The 12603-nt window shown below is 43.3% G+C and carries 13 protein-coding genes; 5 read left to right on the top strand and 8 right to left on the bottom strand.

The window, feature by feature from the left end:
* From VLA77_00875 to VLA77_00860, 4 genes are all read right to left on the bottom strand, one after another.
* A complete protein-coding gene (locus VLA77_00875; GenBank protein ID HSE29122.1) occupies nucleotides 1-450 on the bottom strand; it encodes a hypothetical protein in 450 nt (149 codons plus the stop codon).
* On the bottom strand, nucleotides 450-1655 hold the full coding sequence (locus tag VLA77_00870) for an ABC transporter ATP-binding protein (protein ID HSE29121.1): 1206 nt from the start codon (nucleotides 1653-1655) through the stop codon (nucleotides 450-452). The genes VLA77_00875 and VLA77_00870 overlap by 1 nt, the downstream gene beginning before the upstream one ends.
* On the bottom strand, nucleotides 1655-2464 hold the full coding sequence (locus VLA77_00865; protein HSE29120.1) for an ABC transporter permease: 810 nt from the start codon (nucleotides 2462-2464) through the stop codon (nucleotides 1655-1657). Before VLA77_00865 ends, VLA77_00870 begins: the two co-directional genes overlap by 1 nt.
* A 74-nt stretch (nucleotides 2465-2538) precedes the next feature.
* On the bottom strand, nucleotides 2539-3693 hold the full coding sequence (locus VLA77_00860) for a glycosyltransferase family 1 protein (GenBank protein ID HSE29119.1): 1155 nt from the start codon (nucleotides 3691-3693) through the stop codon (nucleotides 2539-2541).
* A gap of 23 nt (nucleotides 3694-3716) precedes the next feature.
* On the opposite strand from VLA77_00860, the gene VLA77_00855 reads away from it, so the two are divergent.
* The gene (locus VLA77_00855; protein ID HSE29118.1) at nucleotides 3717-4808 is read left to right on the top strand and encodes a glycosyltransferase family 1 protein; all 1092 of its coding nucleotides are present in this window, start codon (nucleotides 3717-3719) and stop codon (nucleotides 4806-4808) included.
* 211 nt (nucleotides 4809-5019) lie between these two features.
* Here VLA77_00855 and VLA77_00850 read toward each other — a convergent pair whose 3' ends face one another.
* The 4 genes from VLA77_00850 to rpmH are packed head-to-tail and all read right to left on the bottom strand — an operon-like array spanning nucleotide 5020 to nucleotide 6960.
* A complete protein-coding gene (locus VLA77_00850; protein HSE29117.1) occupies nucleotides 5020-5478 on the bottom strand; it encodes a R3H domain-containing nucleic acid-binding protein in 459 nt (152 codons plus the stop codon).
* The gene (locus tag VLA77_00845) at nucleotides 5478-6386 is read right to left on the bottom strand and encodes a YidC/Oxa1 family membrane protein insertase (GenBank protein ID HSE29116.1); all 909 of its coding nucleotides are present in this window, start codon (nucleotides 6384-6386) and stop codon (nucleotides 5478-5480) included. The genes VLA77_00850 and VLA77_00845 overlap by 1 nt, the downstream gene beginning before the upstream one ends.
* A gap of 60 nt (nucleotides 6387-6446) precedes the next feature.
* Entirely contained in the window at nucleotides 6447-6797 is a 351-nt protein-coding gene (rnpA, locus tag VLA77_00840; protein ID HSE29115.1) for a ribonuclease P protein component, read from the bottom strand.
* Nucleotides 6798-6813: 16 nt separating this feature from the next.
* Nucleotides 6814-6960, bottom strand: a complete 147-nt coding sequence (gene rpmH / locus VLA77_00835; GenBank protein ID HSE29114.1) for a 50S ribosomal protein L34 — start codon at nucleotides 6958-6960, stop codon at nucleotides 6814-6816.
* A gap of 233 nt (nucleotides 6961-7193) precedes the next feature.
* Between rpmH and dnaA the strand changes: the two genes are divergently transcribed.
* The 4 genes from dnaA (at nucleotide 7194) to VLA77_00815 (ending at nucleotide 12600) form a co-directional block, all read left to right on the top strand.
* Entirely contained in the window at nucleotides 7194-8564 is a 1371-nt protein-coding gene (gene dnaA, locus VLA77_00830) for a chromosomal replication initiator protein DnaA (GenBank protein HSE29113.1), read from the top strand.
* Between the two features lie 257 nt (nucleotides 8565-8821).
* On the top strand, nucleotides 8822-9913 hold the full coding sequence (gene dnaN / locus VLA77_00825) for a DNA polymerase III subunit beta (protein HSE29112.1): 1092 nt from the start codon (nucleotides 8822-8824) through the stop codon (nucleotides 9911-9913).
* The gene (locus VLA77_00820; protein ID HSE29111.1) at nucleotides 9913-10986 is read left to right on the top strand and encodes a DNA replication/repair protein RecF; all 1074 of its coding nucleotides are present in this window, start codon (nucleotides 9913-9915) and stop codon (nucleotides 10984-10986) included. The genes dnaN and VLA77_00820 overlap by 1 nt, the downstream gene beginning before the upstream one ends.
* Before the next feature lie 51 nt (nucleotides 10987-11037).
* The gene (locus VLA77_00815; protein HSE29110.1) at nucleotides 11038-12600 is read left to right on the top strand and encodes a hypothetical protein; all 1563 of its coding nucleotides are present in this window, start codon (nucleotides 11038-11040) and stop codon (nucleotides 12598-12600) included.
* Nucleotides 12601-12603 lie beyond the last annotated feature (3 nt).

Genomic DNA, 12603 nt, shown 5'->3' with positions numbered 1-12603 from the left:
TTACTTCACCACTTTTTTAACTGATTTTTTAGCCTTTGACCAACCTCGCCACAAAACCCTACCACCAAGTAAGAAACTATTAAAAGCAGTTTTGTAGGCGATCATTGGAATCCGATAAGCTAAGTTTGCTTTTGGAATTACGTAGTACGCTTTTAGATCTACACTTTGGGCAATTTTAAGCAAATCGGCTCTTGAATGTGACTTTTCAACTAAGTTCAGCTCGTCGTCTGCAACAAGACCAACGCTCGGCTTATTAAGTTTTTTTAGGTTGTTGGTTATTTTGCTGTCAACTTTGTGGATAATCTCGTGCATTAAAAGCTTAACGCCGCGACCCCGCAAAAATCCAATCTCTGCATGCAGTCTTGCATTGTCGCGGTTAAGCCTAGAGATTTCAAATTCTAATTTTAAATTTCTCGACTCTAAACGTTTAATCTTTTCATCTTCTGACATTACTTGTCTCCGGTAATTTTTACAGAAATTGACGGGGTAATATGATAGGCCGTTTTCTCGGGATTGAAGCTGTTAAACTGAGCCGCCTCAACCCACCAATCACAAACTGTAATTTTATCAGCTTCCTCGATTGTGGCATCAACATAGTGCCTGCCGTCAGCTAAAATATTTGGAGCTTGCCAAGTGATTTTAAACGATTCACCCTGCTTAAGAAGCCCGAGTTTTTTACCCTTAATAAAGGTGTTGGTTCCAAACAAACGGTTATCAGCGCTGTCTTTGATCGAAAAACCGACCACGGGGTTTTCTATATCTTGGTTAGCCGTAACTTGCATCTCTACTATAATTGTCTTTTGCTCGGGAGTTAATTTTTTGTCGGCAACTTTTACCCAATCTACAATTGCTTTTTTATTGCCCCAGCGAGTCGCAGACTTGTCCTCGCTAATTGCAGCCTCGGCCTCTTCGTTGAACAGGCGAGTATAAGATTCAGCAATGTCGCTTGGTTTACCCTTTTTAACTAATTTGCTTTGGTCAATCAAGATCGCACGGTCGCAATATTCGCGTACAGCACCCATATCGTGCGTAACAAAAATAACAGTTTTTTTGTTCTTTTTAAGTAAATGAAAATATTCAAAACATTTACGCTGAAAAGACGCGTCACCCACAGCCAACACTTCGTCAACCAGCAAAATATCAGCGTCAGCAATAATTGCAACCGAAAAGGCCAATCGGACTTGCATACCGGACGAGTAGTTTTTAAGCTTTTGGTCCATGAACTTCTCGAGCTCAGCGAAATCAACAATGCGATCATATCTCTGATCAATTTCAGACTTAGAGAATCCAAGAAGAGCCCCATTTAAATAAACATTCTCGCGACCAGTGAGTTCTGGGTTAAAACCAACTCCGAGCTCAATAAATGGCACCAGTTTGCCGCGCACGCTAACCTGGCCCTTGGTTGGTTGGTAAATTCCGGCCAGCATTTTAAGCATTGTGCTTTTACCGCTGCCGTTGCGACCAACAATTCCAAAAAATTCGCCCTTTTTTACATCAAAGCTAATGTCGCGAAGTGCGTGCTGGATCTCTTTTTTGCTGTTTAGCCTGCTTCTAAACAAACTAGTAAACGTCGATTTTATGGATTTATGCTTTTCGTGAGGCAGTAAAAAGTTTTTATAGACACTTTTTACTTCAATGGCTAGATCATCATTCATTAAATATCCTCCGCAAAATATGGCGAGCGTTTTTTAAAGTATGCGGCCGAGACCAGGGCCACAGTCGCCACGATTGCAAGTGGAATCAAACGTGCCCACTCACTACCGCAAACAGCTGCAATTGTTTGGGTTTGATCTGTAATTAATATAAATCGCAAATCCTGAATAATTTGCGCAATCGGGTTCATCAAAACAATTGATTGCAACGTAGCAGGAACATAAGGTGTAAGGGGATACAGAATCGGTGTAGCGTAAAATGCACCTTGCATTATTACTTCCCAAATATAATTAACATCGCGGAATCGCACAAACATCGAGCTTAATAAAAATGCTGCCGATAAGGCGAATATGAACAGCTCACCGATTAACAAGGGCACAAAAATCAACAAGCCTACCTGTGTGTCGGCTCCGTTAAGCGCCATAAAAACACCAACCACAATCAGGTTGATCGCCAAGTTAATTAGCGCCGAGAGCGATCCAGATAAAACAACTACATATTTGGGAAAATTAATTTTGCGCAATACATCGCCGCGATCGACCACAGCCTTAACGCCATTGTTGGTCACTTCGGCAAAGTAGTTCCAAATTACAATCCCCAAAAGCAAGTAAACCGGAAAATGTGGTACATCTGCGCCAACTTTTAAGAATCTGACAAACACCACATACAAAATTAAGAAAATTGCCAACGGTCTAAGGAGCGACCACAAATACCCCAAAAAAGAGCCTTGGTATCGCAGTTTGAAATCTGTTATTACAAGTTGGCGCAGCAAAATTGCTGAATAGCGGTATTTTTGTAAAATCTTATTCACGTCAGATTATATTATACCCCGAGTTAAGGTTATTGGAAATTATTACAAGCGAATATATTTTGGCGGCACTTTATTTACAATTTAACTTGATTAAATAGGGAAGCGAGCACTGCTGCACTTTTGTCCCAAGAAAATTTACTGGCTTGTTTTTTTGCTTTTTGTGAGTAATTTGTGCGTTCTGTATCGTTCATATCTAAAACTTTTTGCAACGCTGTCGCAATTGAATCAATATTTTTGTAATCGCAGTAAAATCCGACTTCCCCCGCGACCTCTTTAAATTGTGGGATATTACTGACCACAGTTGGCTTGCCCATAGTTAAAGACTCTAGCGCAGGCATTCCGAAGCCTTCGTAAATTGACGGCATGGTTAATCCAAGCGAGCCCTGCAATAGTTTTGCGGCATCCTCATCATCTACATACGTTTTAGGCTTTATCACCTTGCGACCTTTTTTATTTTGCTCATCAATCATTTTAAAGACTTTTTCGTTGAGCCAGCCATCGCCGCCGACCAAAAATAAGCCAACATCTTTAGGTAGCTTTTCAATCGCCCCAATTAATCTCTCGATATTTTTGCGAGGCTCGATATTACTAATAAATAGAAAATACTTGTCCCCAAAAACGCCGTACTTTTGCTGGGTTTGCTTAACCTCTTCGACAGAATAGGTCTTAGAATAAGCACTGGTATCAGCTGCGTTATAAACAACCTTTACTTTGCTTTCTGGAACATTAAATTCACTAATTATTTCGCGACGTGAAGTCTCGGATACCGCGATGACATAATCGGTTTGGCGAATATAGCGGGGGACATTTTTTGCTAGCATTTTTTGATTATCAGGTTGAACAAGCTCGGGGTGGGTCGCAAAACAAATATCATGGATATAAGTAAAAGATTTTGAAGATTTTGTAAGTGGCCAGTTGAAAAAGTTACCAAAAAAATAAATACCTCTACCAAGTAGTAAATCCATCGGTGGCAACAAGCCGCGTCTACCTAAACCGTTCATTATTCGAAACTTCATAGGTATAGCTTTGCGAGAGCAATTCTGCAGACCAGGCCAGCGATCCAAAAGGTGAAGACGATTTTTTGGCGCAACTAAAATCAGTTCATAATTTTTCATGATTTCTTTGTTAGCAGCCATCGCGGCAACAATACCGGCAAGCGCGTGGGGAACTCCGCTCATTTGCTTATCAACAAGAGGAACCGCCTCTATAAAGATTTTTGTCTTGCTCATGGATTAATTGTATACTATAAAAAGTGAAAATTGCCATTGACGCACGAATTATAAATTCAACCACCGGTCGATACGTTGAGCGGCTTATAAATTATCTCGAAGACTTAAAGCCTCATCACGAATTCTTGATCTTGGTTCGCGAAAGAGACAAGGACTACTACAAACCAAAGACCAAAAATTTTAAAATCGTAATCGCTGATTTTGAGGACTACAGTTTTGGTGAGCAAATAGGTTTTGCGAAACTGTTGCAAAAATTAAAACCCGATCTTGTCCATTTCTGTATGCCACAACAGCCGCTTTTGTTCACCCGTCCTGCTGTCACTACAGTTCATGATTTAAACTTGTTACGCATTACCAAAAACGATATGAATCCGGTCGAACTAGCCACTAAAAAGCTTATATTTCGTGGACTTTTATTGGCAGTTGCCAAACGCTCCAAACAGATACTTACTCCGACCAAATTCACCAAGAATGACCTTGTAAATTTTAGTCATATAAACCCAGACAAGGTAACGGTAACATATGAAGGCTCTTTAGAAGTTATTTCCGAACAGCAAGAGGTTCAAGAACTTAAAGGGAAAAAGTTTATAATGTACTTGGGCAGAGCGGAGCCGTACAAGAATAATCGCCGTTTAATTAAAGCTCATCAAAAACTTCTGCAAGAACACCCCGATTTACATTTGGCTATTGCCGGCAAGATAGACGAGCTGCGTCAAGCAGACAAAGACTGGGTTGAACAAAACCAGTACAAAAACGTGCATTTTTTAGGTTTCGTAAGTGACTCGGCTGCCGCCTGGCTATATAGCAATTGCAGGGCTTACGTTTTTGCGTCCTTTATGGAAGGCTTCGGGTTACCAGCTCTAGATGCTATGGCATACGGAGCGCCAGTGGCTAGTAGTAGCGCCAGCTGTTTGCCTGAGGTTTACCAAGATGCGGCTCATTACTTTAACCCACATAGTACAGATGATATTGCTCGGGCCGTTAATGATATTCTGACGAATAAAAAACTTCGAGACACGCTAAGTAAAAAGGGTATACTGCAGCAAAAAAAATATTCCTGGAAAAAAATGGCAACCGAAACTCTGCAGGTTTATAATAAAGTCCTTGAAAAATAAATTAACAGATGTCAATCTGTTAGCCCAAAATAGAGAAGTGGCAGTAGGGAGCTACAACAAGTCTGATGTATATTTTTACAACACATAGTTTTCCACAATAAAAGTGCGTCTGAGAATTTGGTTCAGACGCACTTTTATTTTCACGCCCCACTACCCTTACTTGTTTCGTATATAATTTGCTTTTTTGTAAAAAAATTCTAAAATATATTTTTTAAGCAAGGCTAATTACTAAATGACGGTCTCTCCCCTCCCCTTGGGATTCGCTCTGAAGATTTGAGAACTCTGCAACTACTCGATGGGCAGTCCGACGATCCGCTGGGCTCATAGGGCGCAAATGCATATCTTCTCCACTATCCATGACTTGCCTACACCAATCCTTAACCTGGTCAGCCACGCGCTCAGCTCGATGTTTCTTGTAGTTGGCAACATCAATATTCACGCGGTTCAGCTCAGCATTTTCATTTTTTAGGCTTTGTGAAAGCAAAAATTGTAAACTGCGCAAAGTCTCTCCGCGCTGTCCAATTAAAAAACCGTTAAGGTGCGTCGATGGAACGCTAAGCTCAATCACATCTTCCTCAAGATGAACAGATACAACCGTGTTTAGCCCAAAAAACGAAAGTAAATCTTCTAGATATTTCTTTGCAAATTCAACTGAAGCATTAGCGTCCATTACTTTCTCCTTTTCTTTTTGCTTTTCTTCCCTTCCACAATCTCGGCCGTTTGAGCGTTTTCGGCACGTGCTTTAGTTTTATTGCTAATCTTATCTAGTTCTGTTTCGTCTTTCTTAAGAACAAGGTACTGCTGTAGCACGGCAACAAGGCTGGTAATCATCAGATAAAGAACTAGGGCTCCAGCCAAGTAAATTGCAACCATAAAAGTTAAGACTGGGAACAACCACGACATCTTGTTAGTCACAAGCGCGCTCATCTCTGCTTGATCAACTTGCTTGCCAGCAGCTTGTTCTTTTAGTAAATCGCGAAGTTTTTTCTTTTCTTTAGGAGCCGGTAAAAGCTGTTTTGATTGGAAATACTGCAGTATTGCCGCAATAATTGCCATAATTAGCAGAGGCCAGTAAATTACACCGCTTCCTGGCTCAATTGCGTGCTTAGTTAGATCTATCAATCCAAGCAACGACGCTTGAAAACCGTCAGAAATTGCAGACTGTACGGCTGGTAACTGATCAAGAATATGGTAAGTATACTTATCGATGTTATCAGGGTTTTCTGTGATTAAACGAACAACTGCAAATAAGGAAATAAAGATGGGCAGCTGAACAAGCAACAGGCCGATTGATCCAAATGGATTGACGCCCTTTTCCTTGTACAGTTCCAACATAAGTTGGTTTTCTAGTTGCTTGTTTCCCTTGGTTTTTGCCTTAATTTTTGCAAGCTCTGGCTGCAATGCACGCATAACCTTTGTCTGATTAAGCTGCTTTTTGACAAGTGGCCACATTAACAAGCGAACTAAAATCGTGAAAATAATAAGGCTTACACCAAAATCGTGACCTGGCAAAACCCCGTAAATAAACACTAGGATGTTAAAAATTGGTTGAACTAAAATTATGTCGAATATACTCATACTGAAATCTATAATATCAGATAACAAATGGATTACTAGTTTTACAAAATGATAACTAGTTTAGTCCACCCAAACTTGGGCGGTAATTAAGACCCTTTTGATCTCGGCAGCAATTACGCTGTGATCCGCGTCAAAAAAAGCTGGGTCATAAACGCTAATCAAAATATCGTGCGCAGGTTTAATATGTTGCCACTCGGTTCGCAAAACTTCGTAAACTCGCCTGCGTACTCGGTTGCGTTTTGGCGAAGCCTTGATGACTTTTTTACTGATAACTACAGCTACTCGACTATTTTGGCGACGAGTATTTAGCGTAACACGAACAGACAGACTTTTTGATCTGTAAGTTTTACCATGACTAAACAAAAATTTCAGCGATCCATAACCATGGAACCTGTACTTGCTTGCTAGCATATATTTAGTTTAACAATTACTTGTTAGAAACGGCGATTTTTGCGCGACCTTTAATGCGACGACGCTTAAGAACGGCTTGGCCGTCTTTAGTAGCCATGCGAGCGCGAAAACCGTGAACTTTAACGCGACGAGCTTTTTTTGGCTGGTGAGTTCGTTTTGGCATGTTTTAATATCCTTTTCTGTGCTTGGGTAAACAAACTTTTACAAATACTACCCACAATATTGCCAGATTTTTCCACAATTATCAATAGGTTATCCACATATTCACAGATGTGACGCTCGCCTGTGCATAACTCGCCAATCTTGACACCGTGCAAACTTTCATTGCTTATGGTTGTGGAAAACAGGCTTATGGGGTTATAGTTTTAATAACGCTTTAAAACAAAGTGGAGGGGAATGAAAAACGCACTGTGGCAAACCGTTTTAGGTGAAATTGAGTTAAGCGTGTCGCGCGCCAACTTTATTACTTGGTTCAAAACATCAGAGATGCTTTCTAACGAGGGTGGCGAGATTGTCATTGGGGTTGTGAACATCTTTGCAAAAGAACAAATGGAGGCTAGATTTAACAGCCTAATTTTGGACGTTTTGCAAAAAAATGGAGTCGAAGTAAATAAAGTTAGCTACACCATAATCTCTGAGACAAAACGGAAAAAAGCCGTAGCTCAAACCGAGAAACCACTACTCATGCAGGCTCCAGTTGTAGCCGAAACTCGCGCAGAGTCCACCACTTTTACTAGTAGCCAAAACGGGAGTTCGGGTCTTAACCCTAAATACAACTTTGAAAATTTTATCGTTGGATCAAGCAACGAACTCGCCTACACTGCTTGTCAAGCGGTAGCGGCCACTCCAGGCACAAAATACAACCCTCTATTTTTATACGGGGGTGTGGGACTAGGCAAAACCCACTTAATACAAGCTGTTGGCAATGAAATCTGCCGCAAAAACCCTGGTACACGCGTACTTTACATTTCGAGTGAGACTTTCGTTAATGAATTTTTGGACAGCATTAGGTTCAAAAAGAAGGGTTTCTCTAACCGATATCGCAATGTTGACCTATTGATAATCGACGATATTCAGTTTATAGCCGGCAAAGAGCGTACACAGGAAGAGTTTTTTCACACCTTTAACGCATTGCACCAGGCAAACAAACAGATTATCATCAGTTCCGACAAGCCGCCTAAAGCAATCCCTACATTAGAAGATCGCTTACGCTCGCGCTTTGAATGGGGTATGGCGATCGACATCCAATCGCCGGATTTCGAAACACGTTGCGCAATTTTACAAACCAAAGCTAGCCAAAGTAATGTTAGTCTACCCCGCGATACCGTGGAGTATTTGGCCGCCAACATTCAAAACAACGTCCGCGAGCTGGAGGGCGCCCTAAACCAGCTGATCGCACACTGCGAGCTTCAACGCTTAGAGCCGAATGTAGATACTGCCAAAGCTTTATTTAGCAGCGCGCGCACGACTCGCCCACACCACGTAACCGCCAGGCAAATCATAGAAAAAACTGCAAAGCACTTCCAGATCGAATCTGCGGACATAACTAGCCCTAAACGTGACAAACACATTGTTGTGCCACGGCAGATCGCCATGTATCTTTTACGCAGTGAGCTGCACTTGAGTTTCCCTAAAATCGCATCGGAACTAGGTCGCAAAGATCACACTACTGCGATTCATTCGGTCGAAAAAATCCAAAAAGCTTCAAAGCTTGATTATGTAATTCGGCAACAAATCACCGAGATTAGGGACAAATTGTATGCGTAGTGTGCAAAACCTGTTCAAAAACTATGGAAACTTGGTGGGGTGTTCATCCACAAGTTCCACAACCCACCACAACCCTACTAGCACCAAACACATAAACACCCACATAATTCACACACAACTTACACACGTTTGCACACAATTTTTACACAGCCTTGGGCGAACTTTAACAGATAAAGTTCAGGGTTTTTACCCACTTTGCACACGCCCTATTACTACTATTACTACTTATATATAAATATAATAAGAAAGAAGAAAGAATGAAGCTTACAGTCACACAAGAAAACCTAAGCAAAGCTTTGCAAACTGTCGGCAGAGTTGCTTCGGGTAAAACACCCCTACCTATTTTGAACAATATTTTGCTTCGAACTCAAAATAATCGTCTACTACTTGCGGCGACGAATCTGGAATTAGCCATAACACAACGTGTAGGAAGTAAAATTGAAACCGAGGGCAGCGTTACAGTTCCTGCAAAACTCACAACTGAATTTGTAATGAACTTGCCTAAAGGTAATGTTGAACTCGAGGCGGACGGTGCAAAACTTCACATTAAGTGCGGCGCCTATAAATCTACGATCAACGGCATGACTCCTGATGAATTTCCAGAATTACCCACAATTGAGGAAAAGAACGTTTTAAGTGTTCCGGCTGGGGATTTAAAACGTGCAATTCAGCAAACAGTGGTTGTAGCATCGGCCGACGACACCCGCCCAGTATTAACTGGTGTTTACTGTCACAGCTTTGAGGGAAGTATTTATTTTGCAGCAACAGATGGCTACAGATTGGCTGAGCGAAAGTTAATCAGTTCTCCACTAGAGATTAGCGCGATTATTCCAGTTGTAGCTATGAATGATGTAATTAGAATTATGAGTGACGATGGCGCAGATGTTAAGTTCGTGTTCGGAGAAAACCAGGTAAGAATTTTACTAGATGATGTGGAGATAACTTCACGTTTAATAGACGGTACGTTCCCCGACTATCGCGCGCTTATTCCAAGCGAAAGCGAGAGTAAAGTAACCTTACCCAAGGATGAGTTCACGCGAATTACTAAAGTCGCAAGCTTATTTGCGCGAGAATCTGGCGGCAGTGTAACCTTGAAAGCTGAATCTGATAAATTAAGTATTCATTCGATCGCCTCACAACTAGGTGAGAATACGAGTGAGGCTGAGGCAAAAGTCAGTGCCGAAGGTAGCGTAACACTTAACTCACGCTATCTGCTCGAAGCGCTGGGGTGTGTAGACGCTAAGACCGTGGAGTTTCGCTTTAGCGGAAAATTGGCGCCCTGCATAGTAACCGCCGCAGACAACCCCGACGCGGGCTATAAACACGTTATAATGCCGCTTAAAAGCTAATGTTTGGTTCGGTTTCGCTGCACAATTTTAGATCATACACAAACTACGACGTCGAGTTTTCGCCGGGCGTAACTGTTATTGTTGGACCAAATGGTAGTGGAAAAACCAATCTACTAGAGGCGCTTTATGTGCTTTCGGCTGGAAGTTCCTTTAGGGGTGTGGATCGAGATATGATTAGGCATGGAGAGCCTTGGTTGAAAATCGAAGGAGTATATAACGATCAAAAACGCACAATTGTTTACAAAGTTCAGCCTGAAAAACTCGAAAAACAGTTTGATATTGATGGATCTAAAAAAGCTCGACTAACCCACCAGTACAAATTACCCGTAGTTTTGTTTGAGCCAGATCATTTGCGGCTTTTGCGCTCCTCGCCTACTGGGCGCCGTGATTTTTTAGACAACCTGCTTGCGCGAATTCACCCTGATTTTACCTGGACAAAACATCAATACGAACGGGTTTTACAACAGCGCAACTCGTTGCTTAAAAATAAATTCGGCTTGAGCCAGGTCGAAGATCAACTTTTTGCATGGGATGTTCGCCTAGCTGATTTGGGAGCTGTGATTGTAGAGCGACGCGTATCGCTGATTAACGATTTAAATAAAGTCTTTGGAGAAGTTTATTCTTCGATCGCGGGCGTAAAAACTGATTTACAAATTGAATACAAAAGTTCACTACCTGCCGAAAATTATCAAGCAAACCTGCTGAATGCGTTGTCGCGCAATGCGGCAAGCGACTTACATCGCGGTTTTACGTCGTTTGGACCCCACCGTGACGATTTTGCGGTAAAAATCAATAACAAGCCCGCTGCGGCTGCTGCGTCGCGTGGTGAGGTTCGTAGCATGCTTTTAGCGCTTAAAATAATTGAACTCAAGCTTTTAGCCAAGCAAAACGAAAATCCGCCAATACTATTGCTCGACGACGTGTTTTCGGAGCTCGATAGCACTCGCCGTAGAGCTTTGACGGATATTACCAAGACTTACCAAACGTTTATAACTACCACGGATGCTGATGTCGTTGAGAAAAGTTTTTTGGCAGAACATAAAATAATTAGCACCGAAAAGTTGCAAGCTTAACCAAAGTATGTTAAAAGTATGGTGTCCGTAAAAATCCTAAGCCCGTAAGGAGTGGTTAAGATTAAGCGCACAATTGCGCTCGCCTGTTCGATGCTGATGCTGGCTGCTGGTGCGGCCTGCACTCGTAGTGACGAGCCGGCGAAGCACACCGTTAAGATCGATAAGAGTGGCACGTACACTCTCGGCGAACTTACCGTACATGTGCCGGATGGCGCGGTTAAGGTTGGCACACGCCTGACCATGATCGAGCCTAAGAGCTACAAGCCGGCTTCGAGCCTGTTCAAGGCTTCGAGCACGTTCGACCTCAGTTTTGAGGGCGGAGCACAACCGCTTAAACCGCTTACGATCGAGCTGAAGCTGCAGGGCAAGTTTTTGCCCGCTGGCGTTCGGCCAGATCAAGCGCTGCTCTACACTCCCGCGCCCAATGGCGATGGCTGGCGGCTTTTGCCGGCAATCGTCGAGGGTGACGTGCTCAAGGCGCAAGTTCCGCATCTGTCGCCCAAGACAGTGTCATACTTGCTCGACGAGCCACTGCGCGGAATCGTCAGCCCGTCTCTGCTAGGTACGCCGCAAGATGGTGACTGTAAAACCGAGGTCAAGACCAACGAGCTCGGCAAGGTCAAAATCAGCGGTATGACAGGCTGGTCGACGACCAAACCCGACAGTCCGATTCGAGCCTGCCTGAACGCCGCCGGCAAAACAGCGATGCTCAGCGTTAGTAATCGCGTCGAGTACATTTTGTCGGTTGCAGCCACGAAGGGTGTTAAGTTCGATGTTGGCGGCGAGACCACCGACGACGAGCGCTACACCATTGAGCTGGCAAAGCAGCTGTTCAACAACAAGGCAACTCAGGCATTTTTGCCGCGACGAGCCGTGCTTGATGCGCAGTTAACGGCCAGTAATCTGCCGGCAACTGTGGAGTTGCGAGCTGAGCCTAACGTGTTTTTGGCCGAAGCTATTTGGGGATCGCTGAAGTTCTTGGCTAGTATTGCCACCGGCGAGGACCTAACAACTTCGGTCAAGCGAGCCAGGGCGCTGCTCGACATCCAAGATGTCGTGAGTTGCCTGGGTAACGCTGCCAAGCTCGGCAAAGACATCGCCAAAATGAGCTTCTACGATTTTTACGAAATCGTGGCAAGCAAATGCGGCGAAACCGTGTTGAGGGTAATGGGCGGCTTCGCCGATCCAATGACCTTCACCGAAAAGTTCTTTGGCCGCTTTTTTGCCGTCGTCGAGGGTGTAAAACTCGGATGGACAACGGTGATGAGCGCGCTGGAGGGGGTGCGGATGCAGATCGTCGGGACTTTGCAAATCAAAGTAACTCGAATTGTACCATGTTTGACTGCAAAAGAGGTTAAGGCGATTGCTCAACTTCCAGGTAATGCTGAAGTTTTTCGGGTTTGGTGCAGCGACAACTGGATAGTTGCCGACGCCAACTCTTACCTCGAGGATTATGGTACTTGGGGAGACGGATATTCCATTGCTCTTGAATGGAAGGATGGTAGATGGGTCTACTATATGGGGGGGTCGAGTGGATTAACGGGCGATAGTTACGTTTGTCGTAATATCAGTCCTGACCTCCGAAGAAAAATTTGTACTATGCTTCCAGCATAGGGA

It is taken from the genome of Candidatus Saccharimonadales bacterium, assembly GCA_035457485.1.
Lineage (GTDB): Bacteria > Patescibacteriota > Saccharimonadia > Saccharimonadales > EFPC-124 > DATIBO01.
This window is presented reverse-complemented; position numbering and strand designations above follow the sequence as displayed.